This window comes from Streptomyces cathayae, assembly GCF_029760955.1.
Classification (GTDB): Bacteria; Actinomycetota; Actinomycetes; order Streptomycetales; family Streptomycetaceae; genus Streptomyces; species Streptomyces cathayae.
The window spans coordinates 6,950,670-6,973,981 of sequence record NZ_CP121682.1; the positions used below are offsets into that span (position 1 = coordinate 6,950,670).

The 23,312-nt window shown below is 71.7% G+C and carries 21 protein-coding genes and 1 pseudogene; 10 read left to right on the forward strand and 12 right to left on the reverse strand.

Annotation, left to right across the window (positions count from 1 at the left end; genetic code table 11):
* Positions 1-40: 40 nt before the first annotated feature.
* From PYS65_RS31860 to PYS65_RS31875, 4 genes are read right to left on the reverse strand one after another with little or no spacing between them, the layout of a single operon-like run.
* A complete protein-coding gene (locus tag PYS65_RS31860; RefSeq protein WP_279337406.1) occupies positions 41-1,072 on the reverse strand; it encodes a LacI family DNA-binding transcriptional regulator in 1,032 nt (343 codons plus the stop codon).
* Positions 1,069-1,962, reverse strand: coding sequence for a carbohydrate ABC transporter permease (locus PYS65_RS31865; RefSeq protein ID WP_279337407.1), 894 nt, complete (start codon positions 1,960-1,962; stop codon positions 1,069-1,071). The genes PYS65_RS31860 and PYS65_RS31865 overlap by 4 nt, the downstream gene beginning before the upstream one ends.
* Positions 1,959-2,936, reverse strand: a complete 978-nt coding sequence (locus tag PYS65_RS31870) for a carbohydrate ABC transporter permease (protein ID WP_279337408.1) — start codon at positions 2,934-2,936, stop codon at positions 1,959-1,961. The genes PYS65_RS31865 and PYS65_RS31870 overlap by 4 nt, the downstream gene beginning before the upstream one ends.
* The gene (locus tag PYS65_RS31875) at positions 2,933-4,255 is read right to left on the reverse strand and encodes an extracellular solute-binding protein (RefSeq protein ID WP_279337409.1); all 1,323 of its coding nucleotides are present in this window, start codon (positions 4,253-4,255) and stop codon (positions 2,933-2,935) included. The genes PYS65_RS31870 and PYS65_RS31875 overlap by 4 nt, the downstream gene beginning before the upstream one ends.
* Positions 4,256-4,439: 184 nt before the next feature.
* On the opposite strand from PYS65_RS31875, the gene PYS65_RS31880 reads away from it, so the two are divergent.
* The 6 genes from PYS65_RS31880 to crcB (PYS65_RS31905) all read left to right on the forward strand — a co-directional run bounded on the left by PYS65_RS31880 (position 4,440) and on the right by crcB (PYS65_RS31905) (position 10,011).
* Positions 4,440-6,461 carry a beta-galactosidase gene (locus PYS65_RS31880; protein ID WP_279337410.1) on the forward strand — a complete coding sequence of 674 codons (2,022 nt, stop codon included), beginning with the start codon at positions 4,440-4,442 and terminating at the stop codon, positions 6,459-6,461.
* Positions 6,462-6,575: 114 nt separating this feature from the next.
* Entirely contained in the window at positions 6,576-8,135 is a 1,560-nt protein-coding gene (locus PYS65_RS31885) for a glycoside hydrolase family 53 protein (RefSeq protein ID WP_279337411.1), read from the forward strand.
* Positions 8,136-8,350: 215 nt separating this feature from the next.
* Positions 8,351-8,647, forward strand: a complete 297-nt coding sequence (locus PYS65_RS31890; protein WP_279337413.1) for a helix-turn-helix domain-containing protein — start codon at positions 8,351-8,353, stop codon at positions 8,645-8,647.
* 166 nt (positions 8,648-8,813) lie between these two features.
* Positions 8,814-9,260 carry a fluoride efflux transporter CrcB gene (crcB, locus tag PYS65_RS31895; protein WP_279337414.1) on the forward strand — a complete coding sequence of 149 codons (447 nt, stop codon included), beginning with the start codon at positions 8,814-8,816 and terminating at the stop codon, positions 9,258-9,260.
* Positions 9,257-9,643 carry a DUF190 domain-containing protein gene (locus PYS65_RS31900; RefSeq protein WP_279337415.1) on the forward strand — a complete coding sequence of 129 codons (387 nt, stop codon included), beginning with the start codon at positions 9,257-9,259 and terminating at the stop codon, positions 9,641-9,643. The genes crcB (PYS65_RS31895) and PYS65_RS31900 overlap by 4 nt, the downstream gene beginning before the upstream one ends.
* On the forward strand, positions 9,640-10,011 hold the full coding sequence (gene crcB / locus PYS65_RS31905; protein ID WP_279337416.1) for a fluoride efflux transporter CrcB: 372 nt from the start codon (positions 9,640-9,642) through the stop codon (positions 10,009-10,011). Before PYS65_RS31900 ends, crcB (PYS65_RS31905) begins: the two co-directional genes overlap by 4 nt.
* Before the next feature lie 49 nt (positions 10,012-10,060).
* Here the strand turns inward: crcB (PYS65_RS31905) and PYS65_RS31910 are convergent, their stop codons facing one another.
* A complete protein-coding gene (locus tag PYS65_RS31910) occupies positions 10,061-11,107 on the reverse strand; it encodes a fatty acid desaturase family protein (RefSeq protein ID WP_279337417.1) in 1,047 nt (348 codons plus the stop codon).
* Between the two features lie 135 nt (positions 11,108-11,242).
* Here PYS65_RS31910 and PYS65_RS31915 point away from each other — a divergent pair, with 135 nt between their 5' ends.
* Together PYS65_RS31915 and PYS65_RS31920 are read left to right on the forward strand one after the other, a co-directional pair.
* Positions 11,243-11,983, forward strand: a complete 741-nt coding sequence (locus PYS65_RS31915) for a FadR/GntR family transcriptional regulator (protein ID WP_279337418.1) — start codon at positions 11,243-11,245, stop codon at positions 11,981-11,983.
* A complete protein-coding gene (locus PYS65_RS31920; protein ID WP_279337419.1) occupies positions 11,980-12,996 on the forward strand; it encodes an asparaginase in 1,017 nt (338 codons plus the stop codon). The genes PYS65_RS31915 and PYS65_RS31920 overlap by 4 nt, the downstream gene beginning before the upstream one ends.
* 30 nt (positions 12,997-13,026) lie before the next feature.
* On the opposite strand, the gene PYS65_RS31925 is transcribed toward PYS65_RS31920, so the two are convergent.
* The 3 genes and pseudogenes from PYS65_RS31925 to PYS65_RS31935 all read right to left on the reverse strand — a co-directional run bounded on the left by PYS65_RS31925 (position 13,027) and on the right by PYS65_RS31935 (position 16,307).
* Positions 13,027-14,214 carry a D-alanyl-D-alanine carboxypeptidase family protein gene (locus PYS65_RS31925; RefSeq protein WP_279337421.1) on the reverse strand — a complete coding sequence of 396 codons (1,188 nt, stop codon included), beginning with the start codon at positions 14,212-14,214 and terminating at the stop codon, positions 13,027-13,029.
* Positions 14,215-14,297: 83 nt separating this feature from the next.
* A pseudogene (gene rho, locus PYS65_RS31930) lies at positions 14,298-15,513 on the reverse strand (transcription termination factor Rho).
* A 395-nt stretch (positions 15,514-15,908) separates the two neighbouring features.
* Complete coding sequence (locus PYS65_RS31935; RefSeq protein WP_279337423.1) at positions 15,909-16,307, reverse strand: nuclear transport factor 2 family protein; 399 nt, start codon at positions 16,305-16,307, stop codon at positions 15,909-15,911.
* 80 nt (positions 16,308-16,387) lie between these two features.
* On the opposite strand from PYS65_RS31935, the gene PYS65_RS31940 reads away from it, so the two are divergent.
* A complete protein-coding gene (locus tag PYS65_RS31940; RefSeq protein ID WP_279337424.1) occupies positions 16,388-17,116 on the forward strand; it encodes a class I SAM-dependent methyltransferase in 729 nt (242 codons plus the stop codon).
* Positions 17,117-17,427: 311 nt separating this feature from the next.
* A complete protein-coding gene (locus tag PYS65_RS31945) occupies positions 17,428-19,119 on the forward strand; it encodes a multicopper oxidase family protein (protein WP_279337425.1) in 1,692 nt (563 codons plus the stop codon).
* Between the two features lie 174 nt (positions 19,120-19,293).
* On the opposite strand, the gene PYS65_RS31950 is transcribed toward PYS65_RS31945, so the two are convergent.
* The 4 genes from PYS65_RS31950 to PYS65_RS31965 form a co-directional block, all read right to left on the reverse strand.
* The gene (locus tag PYS65_RS31950; RefSeq protein WP_279337426.1) at positions 19,294-20,361 is read right to left on the reverse strand and encodes a right-handed parallel beta-helix repeat-containing protein; all 1,068 of its coding nucleotides are present in this window, start codon (positions 20,359-20,361) and stop codon (positions 19,294-19,296) included.
* 106 nt (positions 20,362-20,467) lie between these two features.
* Positions 20,468-21,436 carry an acetylxylan esterase gene (locus PYS65_RS31955; protein ID WP_279337427.1) on the reverse strand — a complete coding sequence of 323 codons (969 nt, stop codon included), beginning with the start codon at positions 21,434-21,436 and terminating at the stop codon, positions 20,468-20,470.
* 189 nt (positions 21,437-21,625) lie between these two features.
* Positions 21,626-22,345, reverse strand: coding sequence for a ferredoxin reductase (locus tag PYS65_RS31960; protein ID WP_279338143.1), 720 nt, complete (start codon positions 22,343-22,345; stop codon positions 21,626-21,628).
* A gap of 73 nt (positions 22,346-22,418) precedes the next feature.
* Complete coding sequence (locus PYS65_RS31965) at positions 22,419-23,024, reverse strand: sulfite oxidase-like oxidoreductase (protein ID WP_279337428.1); 606 nt, start codon at positions 23,022-23,024, stop codon at positions 22,419-22,421.
* Positions 23,025-23,312: the final 288 nt, after the last annotated feature.

Genomic DNA, 23,312 nt, shown 5'->3' on the forward strand with positions numbered 1-23,312 from the left:
ACGACCGTGTGCGTTCCCACCGACGGGCGGTGCCGGTGCGCTACGTCGACTCGCGCTTCACCAGTTCCGTCGGGAGGATCACCGCGGCCGGCTCCTCGCCGCCGATCCGGGCCAGCAGGACCCGCACCATCTCGGCGCTGATGCGGTCCCAGGGCTGGCGGATCGTGGTGAGACGGGGGCTGGTGGCGACGGCGGCCGGGGAGTCGTCGAAGCCGCCGACCGCCACGTCCTGTGGCACCCGGCGTCCCGCGCGGTGCAGCGCCGTCAGCACCCCCTGCGCCATCAGGTCGGAGGCGACGAACACGGCGTCCATGTCCGGCGCGCGGGCCAGCAGCCGCTCCGCGCCCGCCTCACCGCTGGCCCGGCTGTAGTCACCGGAGACGACGAGCCGCCCGTCGGCCTCGAGGCCGGCCTCGGCGAGCACCTCCTGGTACCCGGCGAGGCGCTCCACCCCGCCCGGTGTGTCGAGCGGCCCCGTCACCACGCCCACCCTGCGCCGGCCCAGGTCCAGCAGGTGACGCACCATGTCACGGGCACCGTCCCGGTCGTCCGCGGCCACGTAACTCACCTTGGAGCCCAACCCGATCGGCTTGCCGCACGCGACCAGCGGCACGCCCGCCGCCCGCAGCTCCTCGGCCACCGGATCGCCCGAGTGACTGGAGACCAGCAGCACCCCGTCCACGTGCCCCGCGGTGATGTACCGCACGATGCGCCGCCGTTCGTCCTGCGTCCCGGCGATCATCAGCAGCAGCGGAATGTCGTGCGCGGCCAGTGCCTGCGTACAACCCCGCAGCAGGACGTTGAAGTTGGGGTCCTCGAAGAACCGCTCCTGCGGCTCCGTCAGCAGGAAGCCCACCGAGTCCGACCGGCCGGTGATCAGTGAGCGGGCGTGCCGGTTGACGACGTAACCCGTCTTGCGGATCGCGGCGTCGACCGCCTGAGCCGCGGCGGGGCTGACGTAGTGGCCGCCGTTGAGCACGCGCGAGACGGTGCCGCGCGAGACACCGGCCTCGCGCGCCACGTCGTGGATCGTCGGCGGCTTGCGCCTGCCCCCCGTGTTGCTCATGGTCATGACTTTACGGCCCCGGAGAGCAGGTCCAGGCTCCAGAACCGCTGGATGACCAGGAAGAGCGCGACCAGCGGGAACACCGCGAGGAACGCGCCCGTGATCACCAGGGTGTACAGCGCCGGGGTGTTGGCTCCCTGCTCGAGGAGCGTGTACAGACCGAGGGTGATCGGGAACTTCTCGTCGTCGCTGAGCATGATGTACGGCAGCAGGAAGTTGTTCCAGATCGCCACGAACTGGAACAGGAAGACCGTCACCAGACCGGGCACCATCATCGGCAGCGCCACCCGTGTGAAGATGCGCCACTCGCCCGCGCCGTCCGTCCGCCCGGCCTCCACCACGTCCGCCGGCACCGCGGCCGCGGCGTAGATCCGCGCGAGGTAGACCCCGTACGGGGAGAGGATCTGCGGCAGCAGCACGGACAGGTAGGAGTCGGTGAGGTCCGCCTCGGCGAGCAGCAGGTACTGCGGGACGGCGAGGATCACCGGAGGCATCAGCACACCCGCGAGCAGCACGCTGAACAGCGCCTCGCGGCCCCGGAAGCGGTAGACCGCCAGCGCGTAGCCGCTGACCGCCGACACGCACGTCGACAGCAGCGCGCCCAGACCGGCGTACAGGGCGGAGTTGCCCATCCACCGCCAGTAGACGCCGTCGCGGTAGGCGCCGAGGTCGGAGATGTTCTCCGCGAAGCCGGTGCCGGGCCAGAACGTGAAGGTGGAGAACAGTTCCGAGCCGGACTTGGTGGACGCGACGACCACCCAGGCGACCGGCAGCAGGCAGTACAGCGCGCCCAGCAGCAGGGTCACGGTCGGGATCAGCGCGGTCCGGCGGCGGCGCGCCGGACCGCGGGCGGTGCCGGCCGCGGGCTCGGCCTCGGGCAGGGCGAGGGAGCTCATCGTGCGGCCTCCTGCTTGGTGCGCCGGTTCGCGGCCCGCAGGAAGCCGAAGGACAGCACCAGGGTGGCGAGCGCGATGATGGTCGCCTGGGCGGCTGCCGCGTGGAGGTCGCCGTTACCGAAGGCGTCCTGGTACACCTTCATCAGCGGACTCCAGGTGGTGGACACGGAGTTGGTGAGCGGTTTGAGGGTGGTCGGTTCGTTGAACACCTGGAGCGTCGCGATGATCGAGAAGAAGAAGGTCAGCACCAGCGAGGGCGCCACCATCGGGATCTTGATCCGCAGCGCGATCTGCAGCGGGCCGGCGCCGTCCAGCTTCGCCGCCTCGTACACCTCGGCCGGGATCGCCCGCAGCGCGGTGTAGATGACGATCATGTTGAAGCCGGTGCCGCCCCAGACCGCGATGTTCGACAGCGCCAGATACAGCGGGCCGCCGTCCAGCAGATCCGGCTGCGGCAGACCGAGCCGGTCCAGCACGAAGGAGAAGGGGCTCACGTCCGGCAGGTAGAGGAAGCCCCACAGCAGGGCCGCGATCACGCCCGGAACGGCGTACGGCAGGAAGATCGCGAGCCGGGTGAAGGGAGCGAGCCGGACCCGTTCGGAGTCCAGCATCAGCGCGAACACCAGGGCCAGGCCCAGCATGACCGGTACCACGATGCCGCCGTAACCGAGCACGCGCAGCGCGCCGTTCAGCAGTTCGCTGTCGGACAGGGCGCCGGTGTAGTTCTCCAGTCCGGCCCAGACCTCCTCGCGGGAGCCGGCCCCCAGCCCGAGGCCGGAGACCCGCACCTTGCGGAAGCTGAGCCAGACGGCGTACCCGATGGGCAGCGCGAAGAACAGGAGGAACAGGAGGGTCGCGGGGACAAGGAAGACGTAGGGGGCGCTTCGCGCTCGTCTGAGGGTGGCGGTGGGAGACGGGTGGGCGTACGGGGCCCTCTCGACCCCGTACGGCCTCCGGCGGGCCGGGGATCTCACTCCGCGACTCCGAAGCCCTGCTTCTTCAGGTCGGCGACCGTGTCCGCCTGCATGGTGTCCAGGGCGGCGGTGAAGTCCGACTTGTTCTTCGCGGCGGAGCCGAAGGCGTCCTTGAAGGTCGTGTAGGCGACGTTGACGTTCGGCCCCCAGGCGGAGGGCGCGGTGGTCTTCGCGATCTCGGCGGCCTTGGCGTAGAAGTCGGGCTGGTTGGAGAAGTACTCCGGCGGGCTGGCGAAGGCGCCGCTGAGCTGGGCCGAGGTGGAGGCGGGGTAGATGCCGCCCTCCTTCGCCAGCGCGTTGAGCGCCTCGCCGTCGGTGTTCAGCCAGGCGGCGAACTTCGCGGCGGCGTCCTTGTTCTTCGAGTCCGTGGTCACGGCGGTGGAGGAGCCGCCCCAGCTGCCGGTGCTGCTGTCGCCCTCGTCCCACTGGGGGAGCGGGGCCATGGCCCACTTGCCCTCGGTGTCGGGGGCCGCCGTGGTCAGCGTGCCCGGCGCCCACACGGCGCTCACCCACGCTATCTGCTTGCCGGTGTTGAGCGCCTTGTTCCAGGCCGGGGTGTACATCGGCTGGTTGTCGACGGCGCCCTCCTTGACCAGGCCGCCCCAGAACTCGGCGACCTTCTTCGTCGCCTCGTCGTCGATGCCGACCTTCCACTGGTCACCGGAGGTCGTCCACCACCGGGCGCCGGCCTGCTGGGCGAGGCCCGCGAACAGTCCGGAGTCGTTGGCGGAGAAGGTGGTCAGGTCCTTGTCGGGCGCCGTCTTCTTCAGCTTGCGCGCGGTCTTCGCGAACTCGTCCCAGGTGGCCGGGACGGTGAGGCCGTACTCCTTGAACAGGTCCTCGCGGTAGTAGAACATCATCGGCCCGATGTCCTGCGGGACCGCGTAGACGGCGTCCGTGCCCAGCGTGGTCTGCTGCCAGACACCCTCGGCGAACTTGCTCTTGGCGTCGCCCGCCGTGTCGCCGATGTCGGCGAGCGCGTCATTGCTGACCAGGGTGGGCAGCGCCTGGTACTCGGCCTGCACCAGGTCGGGCGCCTTGCCGGCCTGGTGCGCGGTGAGGATCTTGGTGACCAGCGTGTCGCCGGACGCCTGCTTCTTCACCGTGACGGTGATCTGCTCCTTCTTGCCCGGCCCCTTGTTCCACAGGTCCACGACCTTGTCCATGCCGGGGGTCCAGGTCCAGTACGTCAGTGAGACCGGGCCCGACCGGGCCTCGCCGTCGTCGTCGGACGACGAGCCGCAGGCGGCGAGCGCGGAGGCGCCGAGCGTGACGGCGACGGCGGAACTCACGAGGCGACGACGCTTCGTGTACGGCATGGATCTCTCCCCTGACCTGGGGCCTCCGCCCGGGGCGAAGACCAGCCATGCTTCTGTGAGCGTTCACAGTAGAGAAACACATCGGACGCTTGTCAATGGTTGTTGCTCTGCGGTTATGTTGGCTTCGAGCCGCCGAGAATGTGTGTGCACGTTCTCAGAACATCGACACATCGGGAGAGAATCCATGCCGGAGACCACCCCCAGGGGCCTCACCGGGCTCGCCTTCGGTGGGGACTACAACCCCGAGCAGTGGCCACAGACCGTCTGGGACGAGGACGTCCGGCTGATGCGGGAGGCCGGCGTCACCATGGTGAGCGTCGGGATCTTCTCCTGGGCCCTGCTGGAACCCTCACCCGGCGGGTACGACTTCGGCTGGCTCGACCGCAGCCTGGACCTGCTGCACGCAGGCGGCATCCGCGTCGACCTGGGCACGCCCACCGTGGTGCCCCCCGCCTGGTTCTACCGCGCCCACCCCGACGCGCTGCCGGTCACCGCGGACGGCGTGCGCCTGGAGTTCGGTTCCCGCGGCGCCATCTGCCACAGCAACGCCGACTACCGGGCCGCCGCCGCGGACATCACCACCCGGCTCGCCGAACGCTACGGCGACCACCCCGCGCTCGCGATGTGGCACGTCCACAACGAGTACGGCGTCCCCGTCTCCGCCTGCTACTGCGACTCCTGCGCCGCCCACTTCCGCCGCTGGCTGGTGGCGGCCTACGGCACCGTCGAAGCCGTCAACGAGGCCTGGGGGACGGCCTTCTGGGGCCAGCGCTACGCCTCCTTCGAGGAGATCAACCCGCCGCGCGCGACCCCCACGGTCGGCAATCCGGCCCAGGCGCTGGACTACCGGCGGTTCGCCGACGCCACGATGCGCGAGAACTTCACCGCCGAGCGGGACATCCTGCACCGCCTGACACCCGGCGTCCCGGTGACCACCAACTTCATGACCGCCCTCAGCCAGTGCGACTCCGTCGACTACTGGGCCTGGGGCCGGGAGGTGGACCTCGTCACCAACGACCACTATCTGATCACCGACGGCCGTCGCACCCACGTCAACCTCGCCATGGCCGCCGACCTCACCCGCTCCGTCGGCGGCGGCGCCCCCTGGCTGCTGCTCGAGCACTCCACCTCGGGCGTCAACTGGCAGCCCCGCAACCCCGTCAAGGCGCCCGGCCAGATGGCCCGCAACTCCCTGGCCCACGTGGCCCGCGGCTCCGACGGCGCGATGTTCTTCCAGTGGCGCCAGTCCCGGCGCGGCGCCGAGAAGTTCCACTCCGCGATGCTGCCGCACGGCGGCACCGAGACCCGCGTCTTCCGCGAGGTGACCGAACTCGGAGCCGCCGTCGACTCGTTGGCGCCGGTCCGGGGCACCCGTACCGAGGCCGACGTGGCCGTGCTGTGGGACTGGCAGTCCTGGTGGGCACAGCACCTCGACTGGCGCCCCAGCGAGGACCACGACGCCCGCGAACGCGCCGACGCCTACTACGAGGCCCTCTACGACCACCACCTCACCGTCGACTTCGCCCACCCCGAAGCCGACCTGTCGAGGTATCCCCTGGTCGTCGTACCGGCCCTGTACCTGATGACGGAGGCGGCCGGGAACAACCTCAGGGAGTACGTCGAAGGCGGCGGCACCCTCGTCGTGTCGTACTTCTCCGGCATCGTCGACGAGCACGACGCCGTGCACGAGGGCCCCCACCCGGGCGCCCTGCGCGACGTCCTCGGCCTGACCGTCGAGGAGTTCTCCCCCCTGCTGCGGGGCGAGCGGGTCCGCCTCACCGGCCCCGACGGGGCGGAACTCGACGCCGACGTCTGGACGGAGTTCGTGGTGCCGCGGGGCGCCGAGACCGTGTGGACGTACGCCGACGGCCTCACCGCCGGCCGTCCCGCCGTCACCCGGCACCGCCTCGGCGAGGGCACCGCCTGGTACGTCTCCACCCGGCTCGGCGCCGAGGGCCTCGCCGCCCTCCTCGGCCGGGCCGCCGAGGACGCCCGGACCGCCCCGCGCACCGACCTGCCCCGCGACGTCGAAGTGGTGCGCCGCACGGGCGAGTCGGGCAGCTTCCTGTTCGCGATCAACCACACCGCCACCGACGCCAAGGTGCCGCTCGACGCCCCCGGCACCGAGCTGCTGACCGGTGAGCGCGCCGCGGGCCGCCTCCCGGTCCCGGCCGGAACCGTCCGGGTCGTACGACTCGACGCCTGAGCCACGACTCCCCTCCGCCCGCGTGAGCACACCGGCCGCGGGCGGAGGGGGCCCCACTCCCTCCCCGGGGCGCGGGGCACCCCCCTCCCCACGTCGAAGGGACGACGAACACCCATGTTCCATCCCAGACGCACACTCCGGGCCCTGCTGCTGCCGCTCGCCGCGGGACTCTCCCTCACCGCACTGCCCGCCCAGACCGCCACGGCCGCGAGCACGCTCACCAACGGCGGCTTCGAGACCGGCGGTTCGGGCGCCGCCACCCCGGCCGGCTGGTCCGAGTACGGCGACACGGCCGCCTCGTACACGGAGTCCGGCGGCCGCGACGGCGGCCACCGGCTCTCCCACTGGTCGTCCTCCGCCTACAAGGTGGAGACGTACCAGTACCTGTCGGGCCTGACCAACGGCGACCACAGACTCACCGCCTGGGTCCGCTCCGGCGGCGGCCAGAACGCCGCCCACCTCGCCCTGAAGAACTGCGGCGGCGCCGAGCAGCGCACCGATCTGCCGGTGTCCGACTCCGGTTGGATACGGATCGTCGTGCCGGTGAGGGTGACGAACAACCAGTGCACGATCAGCGTCACCAGCGACGCGAACGCGGGCAACTGGATCAACGTCGACGACCTGACCTTCACCCCGGGCACCTCCGGCCTGACGATCAAGGGCGCCGACATCTCGTCCCTGCCCAAGAGCGAGGACCGGGGCGGCGTCTACCGGACCGCCTCCGGCACCGCCGGCGACGGCGTCGCCCTCCTGGGATCCGCCGGAATGAACTACGCCCGGCTGAAGGTCTGGGTCGACCCGGCCGACGGCTACAACAACAAGGCGCGCGTCCTCGCCTTGGCGAAGCGGGTCAAGGCCCAGGGCATGAAACTGCTGGTCGACTTCCACTACTCGGACACCTGGGCCGATCCGGGCAAGCAGACCAAGCCCGCGGCCTGGTCGGGGCACTCCTACAGCCGGTTGAAGACGGACGTGTACCAGCACACGTACGACGTCCTGAGCGCCCTCAAGGCGCAGGGCACCACGGCGGACATGGTCCAGGTCGGCAACGAGACCAACGGCGGCATGCTGTGGAACGAGGGCTCCACGAACAACTGGAGCCAGCTCGCCGGACTGCTCAACTCCGGCTACGACGCGGTCAAGGCGGTCAGCCCCTCCACGGTCGCCGCCCTGCACCTCGCCGAGGGCGGTGACCTCGACGGCACCCGCTGGTGGTTCGACAACGCGGTCTCCCACGGCGTGAGGTTCGACGCCGTCGGCCTGTCGTACTACGGCTACTGGCACGGCACCCTGCACGACTTCCAGACCACCCTGGACGACGCGGCCGCCCGGTACGGCAAACCCGTCTTCCTCGCCGAGACGGCGTACCCGTTCCGCCTCGACAGCGAGGACGGCCACGAGAACATCATCGACCTCGACGGTGAACTCGTCCCCGGCTACCCGGCGTCCACCACCGGCCAGACCCGCTGGATGAACGACGTGGCGAGCATCGTCGAAGCCGTCCCGAACGGACGCGGCCTCGGCGTCTTCTACTGGGAGGCCACCTGGACCGCACGCACCGGCAACGGCTGGGACCCGGCCGACCCGGCCTCCGGCAACGGCTGGGAGAACCAGGCGCTGTTCGGCTACGACGACCGGGCGCTGCCCGCGACGGCGTGGTTCCGCCACCGGTGAGTCCCTGAGTCCCTGAGTTCCTGAGCCGCGGCGGGGCCCTGCCGCCCACGCGGTACCTGTGCGGCAGGGCCCGTTGCCTCGAGGTGATGTGCGGTTCGACCCCCTTGTGGACAGGGGGCCGACTCTCGGACAAGGTGCCGGAGCGCATGACACGGGGCCCCGGTCGCGGGACAGTGGACGTGCCCGGAGAGGACACCGGGACGGAGGTGGACGGCATGCCGAGGACTCCCGCGGACGGGACCCGACTGCAGATCCTGACGTGGCTGGGAGAACCCGGCCACGCCGCGCACGGCGTCACCGCGGAAGCCGTCGCCGCCCGCTTCGGCATGCCCCGCCCCGTGGCCCTCGCCCACCTCCGGCTGTTCACGGCCGTCGGCCTGCTGCGCACCGGCCACATCGCCGGACGCCCGCACTACCGGCGCGACGAGGTACGGATCGCCGAGGTCGCGGCGGTGTTCGCGAAGGGCTGGTGGCACACGCCACCGCGCGACGGCCACGGCAGCGTGAAGTGACCCTCGCGCGCCCCGGGCGTTACGCTGGCCTTCGGCCGCGAGCGCGTCCCGTGGCGCGGCGGTGGGGCCCGCCGTCCCCGAACCGCGGCACACCGCCGACGGTCCCTGCTTGTGGAGGCGCGCGCCCGCACGTCCGGGCCGCGCGACGAGTAGGAGACGCACACCCGTGACAGTCCCGCCCACCGAGGTTCTCCGCGGGCGCCGCCGGTCCCGGCGCGCCGCCGCTCCCGTCGTGGCCGTGGTCGCCCTCGGCGGGGGAGCGGGCGCCACCGCCCGGTACGCGGCCTCCCTGTGGTGGCCGACACCGGCGGACGGGTTCCCCTGGACGACCCTGGGGGTCAACATCACCGGCTGTGCCGTGATCGGCGTGTTCATGGTGATCATCACCGAGGTCCGCACCGCCCACCCCCTGGTCCGCCCGTTCTTCGGCACCGGTGTCCTCGGCGGTTTCACGACCTTCTCGACCTACGCCGTCGACGGCCGGAACCTGTTCGACGCCGGCAGCCACGGCCTCGCCCTCGCCTACCTCGCCGTCACCCCGCTCGCGGCGCTCGGCGCCGTGTGGACGGCCGCTTCCGCGACCCGCCGTGTGCTGAACAGGAGGCAGTCATGACAGGGACGACCGGCAGGGCGCTGCGCCTGACCGTGTTCATCGGCGAGAACGACACCTGGCACCACCGGCCGCTCTACTCGGAGATCGTCCACCGGGCCCACGCCGCGGGACTGGCGGGCGCCAGCGTCTTCCGCGGCATCGAGGGGTTCGGCGCCTCCTCGCTCGTCCACACCTCCCGGCTGCTGTCCCTGAGCGAGGACCTGCCGGTGGCGGTCGTCATCGTCGACACCGAGGAGCGGGTACGGGCCTTCCTGCCCGAGCTCGACGCGCTCGTCACCGAGGGGCTGGCGACCCTCGACGCCTGCGAGGCGGTCCGGTACCCGCGCGACGAACGGCCTTCCGGCCCTCCCGCCGCTCCCGGAACGGAGGGTGAGGGGCCGTGAACTGGCTGCTGGTCGTCCTCGGCGCCATAGTCGGGGCACCCCTGCGCTACCTCACCGACCGCGCGGTGCAGTCCCGGCACGACTCGGTGTTCCCCTGGGGAACCTTCACGGTGAACGTGGCCGGCTGCCTGACGCTCGGTCTGCTCACCGGCGCGGCGGCGGGCGCCGCGAGTTCGCACCTCCAGCTGCTGCTCGGAACAGGTCTGTGCGGCGCCCTGACCACGTACTCCACCTTCTCCTACGAGACCCTCCGCCTGGCCGAGGCGGGGGCGGTCCGCCATGCCGCCGCGAACGTCGTGGCGAGCGTCGCGGCCGGCCTGGGCGCGGCCTTCGCCGGCGCGGCCCTGGCCGACGCGCTGTGGGCGTGACGGACGTTCATTCCCGCCGCTCCGCCGCCGTGTGCGGGTCGCAGCCCCCTCAGCGGGCCTCGCGCAGTGGTTCCCCCACGTTCCTGAGGTGGCGCAGCGCCGTGCCGTACGAGGCGAACAGCCCTGTCCGGCAGTACGGGACGCCCAGCTCCGCGCAGTACCGCTCGGTGATGACCTGGGCCCGGCCGAGGGCGGGCGTGGGCATGCTGGGGAAGAGATGGTGCTCGATCTGGTGGTTCAGCCCGCCCATGAAGACGTCGACGAACACACCGCCCCTGACGTTGCGGGAGGTGAGGACCTGACGGCGCAGGAAGTCCAGGCGCATCCCCTCCTCGATCATCGGCATGCCCTTGTGGTTGGGGGCGAACACCGAGCCGAGGTAGATCCCGAACAGGCCCTGGTGGACGGCGAGGAAAGCGAGCGCCTTGCCGGGGGAGAGCACCGTGAACAGGCCGCCGAAGTACACGGCGAAGTGGGCGACGAGCAGTGTTCCCTCCAGCACCGGCCGCTTCACCGACGGGCCGCGCAGCGCCCTGAAGCTGCTGAAACTCAGATTGAGGCCCTCCAGCGTCAGCATCGGAAGGAACAGCGCCGCCTGGTGCTTTCCGACGAACCGCGCGACGCCCTGGGCCCGGCTCGCCTGGCGGCGTGACCAGACCAGGAGGTCGGGGGCGACGTCCGGGTCCTTCTGCTCGTGGTTGGGATTCGCGTGGTGGCGGGTGTGCTTGTTCATCCACCAGCCGTAGCTCATGCCCAGCAGTACGTCGGCCACCAGCAGACCACCGGCTTCGCTGGGGCGCCGACGGGAGAACACCTGGCGGTGCGCCAGGTCGTGCGCGGCGAGTGCGAGCTGCCCGAAGACCACGGACAGGGCCGCCGCGACGAGCAGCTGGCTCCAGCTGTCGCCCAGGACGAGGAAGGCGGTCACCCCTCCCGCGAGGGCGAGGGCCAGGGCCCCGAAGCGCAGGGTGTAGTAGAGCGGGCGGCGCCTGAGCAGCCCCTCGGCGGTGATGCGCCGCGACAGTTCGGCGAAGTCGCTCCCCCTCTCGCGGTCCGGTGTGGGCGGGGTTCCGGTGAGCACCGTTGGATTGGCCATGCACTTGAGTATGTGAACGACTCCCCGGCCGCAGAATGATGTGGGCCCCCAGAACGAGGGGGTGGGTAACCCCACCGCGTACACCGGGCCGGCCCCCGCTTGACAGTCCCCGCGTCCGCCCGCACGATCGCTTCCGTGAACCTGTCAGACAGCCGGACAGGTGGGACGGGGCCGCGGCGCGTGAGCGCGATGGAAGCGGTTCTCTCCCACCTCCGCGACGCCATCGAGCGGGGCGCGTACGCGGTCGGGGACAAGCTCCCCTCCGAGGCGGAGCTGTGCCGCACCCTCGGGGTCTCCCGGCCGGTGCTGCGCGAGGCCCTGCGGGCACTGCAGACCATGGGCCTGACCGTGTCCAGGACCGGCAAGGGCACCTTCGTCGTGGCCGATGCGGTGGGAGAGCCCACCTTCGGCGACTACGCGGCCGGTGACCTGCTGGAAGTGCGCCGCCACGTCGAGCTCCCGGTCGCCCGGTACGCGGCCCGGCGGCGCACCCCCGAGAACCTCGACCTGCTGAACCACCTGCTGGACCGGATGGACCGGGAGACCGACACCACCGCGTGGGTCGCCATGGACACCCTCTTCCACCTCACCGTGGCCGAGTCCACCCAGAATCCCGTGTTCCGCCGGGTCATCGAGGAGATCCGGGACGCGCTGGCCCGCCAGTCCGCCTTCCTGAACCAGCTGGGGGACCGGCGAGAGCAGTCCAACCACGAGCACCGGGCGATCGTGGAGGCACTGACCGACGGTTCCGAGGACGACGCCCTCGCGGCGATGTCCCACCATCTCGACCGCGTCGAGACGACTCTCGCCGCCATCGTCCGCCCGCCGGGCGCGCACCCTCCCACGGACACCACCACGGAAGAACGATCCCGATGAACCTCCCTTCCCCCGCGGCCGCACCCCCGGTTCGCGAACCCCTCCACGCCCCCGTCGCCCACCTCGTCCGCGGCGGGGTCGTCGAGGGGGTCCACTACGGTTCCGTCGTCGTCCTCGGCGCCGACGGCGAGGCCCGGCTCCGGCTCGGCGACATCGAGGCCGCCTGCTATCCGCGCTCCGCTCTCAAGCCCGTCCAGACCGTCGCCATGGTGCGCGCCGGGCTGCCGCTCGAGGGCGAACTGCTCTCCCTCGCCGCGGCCAGCCACTCCGGGGAGGAACGCCACCTCGCCGGTGTCCGGCGCGTCCTCGCGGGCGCCGGACTCACCGAGGACCACCTGCGCAACGTCCCGGACCTGCCGCTCGGCCCGGCCGTGCGGGACGTCTGGGTGCGTGACGGCCGCCCGCCCTCCCGGCTCGCCCAGAACTGCTCCGGAAAGCACGCCGCCATGCTGCTCACCGCGAAGCTCAACGGCTGGTCCCTCGAGGACTACCTCGACCCCGCCCACCCCCTCCAGCGGGCGATCGCCGCGAACATCGAGGACCTCACCGGGCAGCGCGTCGCCCGGGTGACCGTCGACGGCTGCGGCGCGCCCCTGTTCGCCGTCTCCCTGCACGGACTCGCCCGTGCCGCCGCCCGCGTCGTCACCGCCGCGCCCGGCACCCCCGAGGCCCGGGTCGCCGACGCGATGCGGGAACACCCCGAGATGGCCTCCGGCTCCGGCCGGGACGTCGCCGCCCTGATGCGGGCCGTCCCCGGGCTGCTCGCCAAGGACGGCTACGAGGGCGTCCAGATCGCCGCCCTGCCCGACGGCCGCGCCGTGGCCGTGAAGATCTCCGACGGGGCCGGCCGGGCGCGTGTCCCGGTGACCGCCGCCGCCCTCGCCCGGGCCGGGGTCGAGCCGGCCCTGCTCACCGGGTTCGCGGGCGAACCGCTGCTCGGCGGCGGCCGCCCGGTCGGCGAGGTCCGCCCCGCACCCGCGCTCGCCCCGCTCGACCGGTCCGGTGCGCGGTGAACGGTCCGCACGGGAGGGGAATCACCCCCCTCACGGCCGGGCCCACCTGAGCCGCAGGAACAGTGCCACGCCCGTCGCGCCCAGCAGCGCGGTGCACGCGACCGTCCACGCCACCGGCCGCTCCGGACCGGTGCCTCGTGCCGCGGGGGCCGAAGCCGAAGCCGGGGCCGGACCGGTCGCGGACCGGCCCCGGGGCCCCGGCATCGACGTGGCCCGCAGGGCGTCCAGCGACCCCACCGGATCGACCCGGCCGGACGCCTCGAACCCCCAGTCCAGCAGCGCGCGTGCCTCCTCGTACACGGGGTGCCCGCCGTCCGGCCGGGGGTTGAGGACCGTGACCACGAGGGTGCGCCCGTCCCTGCGGGCGGCCGCCACGAGGGTGTTGCCGGCATTGCTGGTGTAGCCGTTCTTGATCCCGAGGAGGCCCGGGTAGCGATCCACCCCGTCGGCTCCGGTGAGCAGCCGGTTGGTGTTGAGGATTCCGTACGATCCACCGTCACGGCCGGGGAACATCGCCTCCGCACGGGAGCAGTACCGTGCGAAGTCGGGGCTGTGCAGTCCGGCCCGGCCGAAGATTGCCAGGTCGAACGCCGAGGACACCTGGCCGGGAGCGTCGTAGCCGTCGGGTGACTCCACCCAGGTGTCGTGGGCGCCCAGGGAGCGGGCCTTCTCCTGCATCTGCTCGGCGGTGGCCTGCCAGCCGCCGTTGAGCGCGGCCAGGACGTGCACGGCGTCGTTGCCGGAGCTGAGGAAGACCCCGTTCCACAGGTCGGAGATCCGGTAGGTACGGTCCTCGGCGACCCCGACGAGGCTGCTGCCGGGGCTGATGTCCGCGAGTTCCTCCGCGCTGACGGTGTGCCGGAGGCTGCCCGGCAGGACGGGCAGCACGGTGAGGGCGAACAGGGTCTTCAACGTGCTGGCGGGCGGCAGCCTGCGGTGCGCGTCGTGCGCCGCGAGCACCTCACCGGAGTCGGCGTCGGCCACCAGCCAGGACCGGGCGGACAGCTCCGGGACCTCGGGTGCCTCGGAGCGGAGGCGCACCTGGGTGCCGGAGCGGTACAGCAGCGAGTCCGGCGCGGCGCGTGAGGCGGAGCCGGCCGGCGGCGCGGGGTTCGGACGCGTACCGGCAACCGCCGCGGCGGGCGCGAGCGCCAGCAGGCCCGCCGTGCAGAGGGCACAGGCGGACACGGCAGCCCGCGAAGCAAGTCCGATAGTCATATCGCAAACGTAGGAAGGGAACCCCGGAGGGCCGTGGTGACCGGGCCGGGGGTTCTTCGCCAGCACCCGGATGCCGTACGCCGTTACGTCGGTCGGCCATCGGGCAGGGTCGGCCGGACACTCCGGAGGAAGGTCGCGTTGTCGGGGGTCTCCCGCATCCGCTCCAACAGGGTCTCCAGGCCCGCCGCCTGCCCGTCCCGGGGCCGGAGAACCCGGCGCAGACCGCGTACGGCGGCCAACTCCGCGGGGGTGAGCAGCAGTTCCTCGCGACGGGTGCCGGACGGAACGATGTCGACGGCCGGGAACAGCCGGCGGGAGGCCGCTTCACGGCTCAGCCGGAGCTCCATGTTGCCGGTGCCCTTGAGTTCCTCGAAGTAGAACTCGTCGGCGCGGGAACCGGTCTCCACCAGGGCCGAGGCGAGAATCGTGAGCGAGCCGCCTTCCTCCGCCTTGCGGGCGGCGCCGAAGAACCGCTTCGGCCCGACCAGCGCGGACGTGTCGACACCGCCGCTCATGGTGCGGCCACCGGAGGGTGCGGCGTTGTTGTACGCCCGGCAGAGCCGGGTCAGCGAGTCGAGCAGGACGACCACGTCCTCACCCGCCTCGACCAGCCGCTTGGCCCGCTCGATCACCAGCTCGGCCAGGGCGATGTGCTGTCTCGCGGGCCGGTCGAAGGTCGAGGCGTACACCTCGCCGCGCACCGAGCGCCGCATGTCGGTGACCTCCTCGGGACGCTCGTCGAGCAGGACGACCATCAGCCTGCACTCGGGGTGGTTGCCCGCCACGGCCGCCGCGAGCTGCTGGATCAGAACGGTCTTGCCGGTTTTCGGCGGGGCCACGAGCAGACCGCGCTGCCCCTTGCCGACGGGGGCGAGCAGATCGACGAGGCGCCCGGCCGGACCGGACGCGGGGTGCTCCAGGCGCAGCCGCTCCCGTGGGTGAAGCGGCGTCAGGTCCCCGAAGCGCGGCCGGTGGCGCAGCGTGTCGGGGGTACGGCCGTTGACCCGGACGATCTCGGTGAGGTTATGCCGGTCACCGTGCAGCCCTTCGACGTGATCGCCCTTGCGCAGGCCGTGCCGGCGGACCAGCGCGGGGGAGACGGCGAGGTCGGACGGGGAGGGCAGACAGGTGCCGGCCCGCAGCTGCGCCTTCCCGGCCGCATCGATGTCGAGGACACCGCTGACGGGTCGGGGCTGCTGGTGGACGGAGGGGCGGGGGAGTGCGGTGGTGGTCACGGAGGCCGGACCTTTCGTGGGCGACGGGGGGGAGGGGGGGAAGAACACGCGGTGGAACGGACATGCGAAGGGAAGGAGGGGAACCGCGCCGGAGGGCGCGTCCGCGCTCCTGGGCTGCGGGAAACAGCACCTCGGCGGTGGCGATGGAGCCCTGCTCACGAGGTGGTGGGGAACGCCGGACGGCCGGTCGGAAACGACGGGCGGATCGGTGAACCGATGAACCGGCGAAAAGCGGGAGGAGAACCGGAGAAGAAAGAGAAGAAACGGCACCGAGGCCTGTGATGTGCACGGAGGCGCTGAACGAGTGCTGTCACCAAGGTACCACGGGGCGCACGAGCACGGTCGAGGACGACGGCGTGCGAACCGGAGAGCCGCAGAAGGGCCCGCCGGGACGGTCGGCGGGCCCTGGGGTCGAACAGGTCGGGCGAGCGGGCGGTGTTCCGCCGTTCCCGAGTGCGGTCAGGCCGAGCGGTCCCGCTCCTCACGCGCGATTTTCTCGAACTGCGCACCCATGGCGGCCGCGAGAGCCTGCGCGCCGGACAAAGGACGCACCATCACGGTGAATTCGTCGATACGGCCGTCGTCGTCGACATGGATGAAGTCGCAGCCCTCGATCTCGCGGTCACCCACCCGCGCGGAGAAGACCAGCGCGTGGTCACGGCCGTTCACGTCGTTGATCTCCCGCAGGTACCGGAAGTCCTCGAAGACCTCCGCCACCGCGCGCAGGATCGCCGCCGTGATCGGCTTTCCGGTGTAGGGCTTGAAGACGACCGGGCTGGTGAAGACGACGTCCTCGGCCAGCAGCGCTTCGGCGGCGTCCATGTCGTGCGCCTCGACGGCCTCGCGGAATGCCCGCATCACAGCTCCTCACATCAATGGTTCGCACAGGAGTGCACGAGGCTAGCCCCTCGGGCGATGCCCGGGTCTAGGCTGATCCGATGTTCAGCCCCGAAGGCCCGCGGCTGCGGGAACTCGCCGTCCAGGCGCTGTCGTCCGTGGAGCGCGGCTACGACCTCCTCGCGCCGAAGTTCGACCACACCCCCTTCCGTACACCCGGCTCGGTGCTCGACGCCACCGCCGGGGCGCTGCGGAGGCTGGGGCCGTTCGACACCGGGCTCGATCTGTGCTGCGGCACCGGCGCGGGCGTGGACGTACTGGCGCAGGTGTGCCGCCGAAGCGTCACCGGCGTCGACTTCAGCGCGGGCATGCTCGCCGTCGCGCGCGAGCGGACCCGGCCCGGGGGACCGCCGGCCGGTCATGTGCGGGCGGACGCGCGGGCGCTGCCGTTCGGGCCCGCCTTCGACCTGGTGGTGAGCTTCGGGGCGTTCGGCCACTTCCTGCCGCGCGAGCTGCCGGAGCTGTTCGCCCAGGTCCACCGGGTGCTGCGGCCGGGAGGACGGTTCGCCTTCCCGGTGGGCGCTCCGTCCCGGCCGGGCTCACTCGTGTACTGGAAGCTGCTGGGCTTCGACACGGTGATGCGGGTGCGCAACGCGGTGTGGCGCCCGCCGTTCGTCATGTACTACCGCACCCTCCGCTTCGGCGGCCTCCGGCACGAGCTGGACCGGGCCGGGTTCCGGGTCGAACTCCACCCGCTGCCCGGATTCGGGCAGCGGCCGGACGGCAGCCCCCGAGCCCGCCTGGTCGTCGCCCGGCGGCCCGAGGAGTAGCCGGAGCGCGCCTCCCCGGCACCCCGGCCGGCCCTCCGTGTGTTCCCCGGTCAACGGCCCGGTGAGGTCGAGGAGAAACGCTACGCCGACCAGGCAGCGGCCGAACCGGTGAAGCCGAAACCGCGTCACCCTGCTCTGACCAGCGGTTCCGCCCCCCTCGCGCGGCGGGCGAACATCAGATCGTCATAGATGTCGATTCGGGATGTACCGGATGTTTCGGTGCTGTGCCCCATGCTGGATCGCGCTGCGTCCAACCCCACTCGAGGCCCTTCGGGGCAGGGGTGGGTACGTGTGCGACCGACCGGAGGGCCATGTTCAGTCAGGAACACAACCGTCAGACTTCTTCTCGACCCCGCCGCGCCGTACTCGGTGCCGGGATCGCCGCCGTGGGATCCGGCCTGCTCGCCGCCTGCTCGGACGGCGCACCGGACCGCAAGCACGTCGTGGGTGCTCCGGGCCCCGAGCCCGAGCGCTTCACCCCTTCGAGGGACGGCACGCAGACACCGTCCGCAGAGACTCCGGGCTCCGAACGGCCGGACCGGGAGCTGACCCTCACGGCGACTGCCGGCACAGTCGACCTGGGGGGTGGGCAGACCGTCAGGACGTGGACGTACAGTGACGAGCTGCCAGGCCGTGAACTCCGTGTCACCGCGGGTGAGAGACTCAAGGTGACCGTGAACAACCATCTGCCGGAAGCCACCACGGTGCACTGGCACGGCATCGCCCTGAACAACGACATGGACGGCGTGCCGTACGTGACGCAGCGGCCGATCGCCACGGGCAAATCGTTCACGTACCAGTTCCGCGCTCCGGACCCCGGCACCTACTGGTTCCACCCGCACCTGGGCGTGCAGATCGACCGTGGTCTCTACGGGCCACTGATCGTGGACGACCCCCGTGAGCCCCTCTCCTACGACCGGGAGTGGGTCATCGTGCTCGACGACTGGCTCGACGGGGTGAACGGCTCGACCCCGGATGAGGTGTTCGCGCAGCTCCGCAAGGGCAAACCCGCGATGGGACACGGCCCGGGGCACGACGGGCATGAGGGTGACGGCTCGCCTACCCGTCCCCGGGGAGGCATCGACGTCGGGCACGGGCCGCCCCTGAACTATGCGCCGGGGCGCGGGGACGACGACCCTTCGGAGCCGTCGCGCGGCGGTAAGAGCACCTCCCGGGTGCTGAGGGGCGCCTTCAGCAGACTGCTCGGCGGGCACGCGGCCAGTGTCGACCACCCGTACTACCTGATCAACGGGCGGACTTCGGTCGACCCCACACAGTTCAAGGCCAAGCCCGGCGAACGCATCCGGCTGCGCATCATCAACGCGGGCGCTGAGACGGCGTTCAGGGTGGCGCTCGGGGACCACCAGCTCACCGTCACCCACAGCGACGGCTTTCCCGTACGGCACCACAAGGTCGACTCGCTGCTCCTGGGCATGGCCGAGCGGTACGACGTGCTCATCACCGTGAAGAGCGGGGTCTTCCCGCTCACGGCGCTCGCCGAGGGGAAAGGCGGGTCGGCGATGGCCGTCCTGCGCGCGGGCAGCGGCGCCACCCCGAAGCCGTCCGCGCGTCCGGCGGAGCTGAACCGGAACGTGCTGACCGCGGCCGGGCGGCTCCGGCCGCAGGAGTCCGTGGCCCTGGACCGGCGCAAACCCGACCGTCAGATCAAACTCGTCCTGACCGGCAGTATGAAGAAATTCAACTGGGGCATCGACCACCGGCCCTATTCGCCACACCGCATCCACAAGGTCGAACGTGGTGAGCGGGTGCGGTTGGTCGTCTTCAACGGCACGGACATGTGGCATCCCGTCCATCTGCACGGCCACACCTACGGCCTGGCCGGCGGCGACTCCCCCGGTGCCCGCAAGGACACGTCCGTGGTGCTGCCGCACCACAAGCTGGTGGCCGATTTCGACGCGGACAATCCAGGGCTGTGGATGCTGCACTGCCACAACATCTACCACTCGGAGTCCGGGATGATGACGACACTCGGCTACGAGTAGCCACGCGGCTGCCCCGTCGGGGCGGGACCCGCCGACGGCAAAAGGGCCGGCTCGGAGGAGGAACCCCTCCTCCGAGCCGGCTCTTCGCCGTTGCGGGCGCCCTGCCACACACCTGCCGTCACGTCCGCCCGACGTGCGGCTCCCCCCGCTGGACGGGAGAGGCCGACCGGCCGGTCAGCACGCGCCGGCCGGTTCGGAGACCCGGCAGACGTTGTCGACGAACTTGTTGTCCTTGCCCTTCTCGTCGCGGGTGACCAGGTCCGCCGGACCGTTGCCCAGGACGAGGTTGTCGCGGACGGTGTTCTGCTCGTTGGAGACGCCGTCCATGCTGCCGAACACGACGATCCCGCCGGAGTACGGGGAGTCACCCACGTTGTCGCGGACCGCGTTCTGCGTCACCAGCACCTTCTCCGCGCCGACGAGGACGATGCCGACCCCCTGGAGGTGTGGCAGGCGCTCGGAGGCGGGACAGTACTCGTTGTTCTCGTGGACCGCGTTGCGGCGGACGGTCAGGTCGCCCGTCGTGCGCGGCAGCACGACGAAGACACCCGCGCAGTTCTCGGTGACGAGGTTGTGCTCGACGGTGAGGTTCCTGAGCCGGCGGGTGGTCAGGCCGATCCGGTTGCCCGTCAGGAGGTTGCCGCTGATCACCGTGCCACCGGAGTCGAGGGTCTTGCTCTCCGCGTCGGCCTCGAACACGTTGGCGGTGTAGAGCCCGGCGTCGCCGTTGCCGCTCGCGGTGTTGTAGCGGAACGAGCCACGGGTGGAACGATCCTGCGCGATGCCCCACCGGCCGTTGTCCCGGGCGGTCACCCGGCGGACCTCCAGCTGGTCGGTGCGCGTGGCCGTGAGACCGTTCCTCTTGAACCCCTCGACGGTCAGCGACTGGATCCGCGCCCCGGTGACGGGCTGTTCGTCCGTGCCGGTGACACAGATGCCGTCCCCCGCCTCGGCGCACGCGCTCCCCGCCTCCTCGTCCTCTCCGGGCACGATCACGGTCTGCTCGCCCGCGCCCCGGAGGGTCAGCGGCTTGGTGAGCGTGACGCTTCCGCGGTAGGTGCCCCGCGTCAGGACGATGGTGGCTCCGGGGGCGGCCGCGTCGACGGCCTCCTGGAGGGACTGGTCCGGACGGACCACCTGCTCGGACGCACTGCGGGCGGAGGCGGCCGGCGCGAGGGCGCCCATGCCGACGACGAGCGGCGCGATGGCGCAACTAATGCACGTGACTTGGTATTTCCTCATGATCCCGACGTTATGGGCGACCCCGCGGCGCCGCCACTCTTGGCAACCATACGGATACAGAAAGGAGCCGATCGGGCCTGCCGCCCGGCCCCGCGCCCGCGCGAGGTCAGGCGTACGAGCGCAGCCAGCGGAGCTTGGCCGCCTCCTGGAAGGGCCCGCCGCCCTCGTGGTCGTTGAAGTCGTACACCTCGATGGACTTGTCGTCGTGCGTCCAGGCGTTGAAGGCGGCGAAGACCGTCGAGGGCGGGCAGGTCTGGTCCTCGAGAGCCGCCGAGAACAGCGCCGGGGCACGGCCGCGGGCGGCGAAGTGCACCCCGTCGAAGTAGGACAGGGTGCGCAGGGCGTCCTCGGTGCGTCCCCGGTGCGTCCTGAGGAAGAGGCCGATCTCCCGGTACGGGTGCCGGTCGGTGAGCGTCGCGGCACGCGGGAAGTCGCACAGGAACGGCACGTCCGGGGCGACGGCCGCCAGGTCCGGGACCAGGCCGCCCACCGCGAGGGCGACCCCGCCGCCCTGACTCGCGCCGACGGCCGCGGTACGGGCCGCATCGGCCAGCGGGTGTGCGCGGGCCGCCTCCACCGCGCGCACCGCGTCCGTGAACACCCGGCGGTAGTAGTAGTTCTCGGGGGCGTCGATGCCACGCGTCATGAACCCGGGGTACGCCGGCGCGCCGCCCACCGGGTCCGCCGTACCACCGCCGGCGCCCCACCCGCTGCCCTGGCCGCGGGTGTCCATCACGAAGTGCGCCCGGCCCGTGGACGCCCACAGCAGATGCTCGTGGGGCAGCCCGCGACCCCCGCCGTAGCCGATGAACTGCACGACCAGCGGCAGTGGCTCCTCGGCCCCGGCGGGCAGCGTCAGCCAGCCCTTGACCGGGTGGCCCCCGAAACCGGCGAACGTCACATCGAGGACCCGCACCGTGGACAGGCCCGTGTCGACCGGCTCGAAGCGGACGTCCAGATCGTGCTCGCGCGCCTCCGCGAGCGTCTTGGACCAGAACGCGTCGAAGTCCTCCGGGGCCGTGGACGCGCTCCGGTACTCGCGCAGTTCGTCGAGCGGCAGGTCGAACAGGGCCATGGGGACCGCCTTTGTACGGAGACAGGACGAAGCGATCACACCGTACGTGGGCCGCGGGAGCGGTCGCCAGAGCGCGTGCGGGACTCCGTCCGCGTGCGACGCGGGAACAGAGGCACACAGGTGAAGGGCGCGGAAAGCGCTTGTGCCCGGTGGGGCCGGCGTCCTGCGGCGGCCCCGGCGCGGCGCGGGTCAGCCGAAGCGCTCGATACGGATCCGGTCCACGGGCTGGCCGGCCGCGACAAGCAGCCTGGAAGCGTGCTCGGCAAAGGAGTTGGAACCGCACACATAGGCTTCCCACCCATCCTCGGGAGCCTCGGCCAGGAGCGGCGCCACATGTGCGGCCGCCATACGTCCCACGGCCACACCCTCCGGCGCGCTCCGGGTGAACACGGGCAGGGTCTCCGCACCGAGCTCACCCCGGTAGATCAGCTCCTCGGGACTGCGCGCCGACACCAGCAGCCGCAGGGGCAGTGACAGGCCCCGGGTCCTGTGGTGCCGCACCATCGACATCAGCGGGACCACACCCGAGCCGGCCCCCAGCAGCAGCGCGGGCCGGTCGCCCGGCCAGGCGAAGAAGCCGCTCAGCGGGCCGCGCACCTCGACCCGGTCACCGGGCCGGGCCACCGAGTGGAACCAGCCGGAGACCTCGCCGCCCGCCACATGGTCCAGGGTCAGCTCGAGGTACCTGGAGTCGTCCGGTGCGGACGCGATCGAGTAGTGGCGCTGAGCCACATAGCCGTCCTCGGCGGTCAGCCGCAGCAGCAGGTGCTGACCCGGCACATGTCCCGGCCAGCCGGGCACGGCGAAGCGGAAGGTCGCGGCGCGCGGGGTCTCGCGGCGGATTTCGGTCAGGGTCGCCGTCCGCCACACCGAGGCCGCCTGCCGGCCCACGCCGATGCGTCCGGGCACGGCGAACCGTGTCGGCGGGGCGAACCGGGCGGGCGGAGCCGGGTCCCCGGGCCCTCGCGGCAGTGTCACTCGCTCAGTCACCGGAGTACCGCTGCTCCTCCCAGGGATTGCCGCGTGCGTGGTAGCCGTTGCCCTCCCAGAAACCCGGCTCGTCGTGGTCGAGGATCCGCAGGCCCGCGATCCACTTGACGCTCTTCCAGAAGTACAGGTGCGGCACGATCAGCCGGGCCGGGCCGCCGTGCTCGGACGGGATCGGCCGGCCGTCGTACTCCCAGACGATCCAGGCCCGTCCGCCGGTCAGGTCGGCGAGCGGCAGGTTCGCCGTGTAGCCGGTGTGCGAGTAGGCGACGGCATGGGTGGCGGACCCGTCGGGCCGGACCAGATCCATGAAGGTGTCCAGACAGACGCCGCCGAAGCGCACCCCGAACTTCGACCAGCCCGTCACACAGTGGATCGCGCCCTCGTACGCCGAGGCCGGCAGGGCGTGCGCCTGCTCCCAGTCCCAGGTACGGGGATCGGCCACCAGCCCGTCGATCCGGAACGTCCAGTCGGCGGGCGCGAGGTCGGGGGTGACCTCGGCGGACAGCACGGGCCATTCGTCGCCCGCGTCGTACTGACCGGGCGGCAGACCGGGGTGGTCCACGCGGGGGCGGCCGGTGAAGCCGCGGGTGATGTTCACGTGATCGGCGATTCCGTTACGAGTGGTGCTCAGGTGTTTCCGGTGTTTCCGGCTTCAACCGTACGGGGTGCCGGAGAGCACCCGCACACCGATCTCGCCTGCCGGCCCACGGCCGTACCGCCGGCCTCGGTCCCGCCCCACCGTGTGCACCGCGCCATACAAAGAACGCCGTACGGCCGGCAGCGTCGTCGGGTAGTGTGGCGGCCCGGCTGCGGACGGTCCCAGCCGTCGACGGCCCGGGGAGGTGAGACCCATTACCGCTGTGTCAGGTCGGGTGCTCTCACCTCG

Bases quoted from the DNA above. Each gene is read 5' to 3' on its own strand.
- PYS65_RS31860 (WP_279337406.1), bottom strand. From the start codon at position 1,072: ATGACCATGAGCAACACGGGGGGCAGGCGCAAGCCGCCGACGATCCAC.
- PYS65_RS31865 (WP_279337407.1), bottom strand. From the start codon at position 1,962: ATGAGCTCCCTCGCCCTGCCCGAGGCCGAGCCCGCGGCCGGCACCGCC.
- PYS65_RS31875 (WP_279337409.1), bottom strand. From the start codon at position 4,255: ATGCCGTACACGAAGCGTCGTCGCCTCGTGAGTTCCGCCGTCGCCGTC.
- PYS65_RS31880 (WP_279337410.1), top strand. From the start codon at position 4,440: ATGCCGGAGACCACCCCCAGGGGCCTCACCGGGCTCGCCTTCGGTGGG.
- PYS65_RS31885 (WP_279337411.1), top strand. From the start codon at position 6,576: ATGTTCCATCCCAGACGCACACTCCGGGCCCTGCTGCTGCCGCTCGCC.
- PYS65_RS31890 (WP_279337413.1), top strand. From the start codon at position 8,351: ATGCCGAGGACTCCCGCGGACGGGACCCGACTGCAGATCCTGACGTGG.
- PYS65_RS31900 (WP_279337415.1), top strand. From the start codon at position 9,257: ATGACAGGGACGACCGGCAGGGCGCTGCGCCTGACCGTGTTCATCGGC.
- PYS65_RS31910 (WP_279337417.1), bottom strand. From the start codon at position 11,107: ATGGCCAATCCAACGGTGCTCACCGGAACCCCGCCCACACCGGACCGC.
- PYS65_RS31920 (WP_279337419.1), top strand. From the start codon at position 11,980: ATGAACCTCCCTTCCCCCGCGGCCGCACCCCCGGTTCGCGAACCCCTC.
- PYS65_RS31925 (WP_279337421.1), bottom strand. From the start codon at position 14,214: ATGACTATCGGACTTGCTTCGCGGGCTGCCGTGTCCGCCTGTGCCCTC.
- PYS65_RS31935 (WP_279337423.1), bottom strand. From the start codon at position 16,307: ATGCGGGCATTCCGCGAGGCCGTCGAGGCGCACGACATGGACGCCGCC.
- PYS65_RS31940 (WP_279337424.1), top strand. From the start codon at position 16,388: ATGTTCAGCCCCGAAGGCCCGCGGCTGCGGGAACTCGCCGTCCAGGCG.
- PYS65_RS31945 (WP_279337425.1), top strand. From the start codon at position 17,428: ATGTTCAGTCAGGAACACAACCGTCAGACTTCTTCTCGACCCCGCCGC.
- PYS65_RS31950 (WP_279337426.1), bottom strand. From the start codon at position 20,361: ATGAGGAAATACCAAGTCACGTGCATTAGTTGCGCCATCGCGCCGCTC.
- PYS65_RS31955 (WP_279337427.1), bottom strand. From the start codon at position 21,436: ATGGCCCTGTTCGACCTGCCGCTCGACGAACTGCGCGAGTACCGGAGC.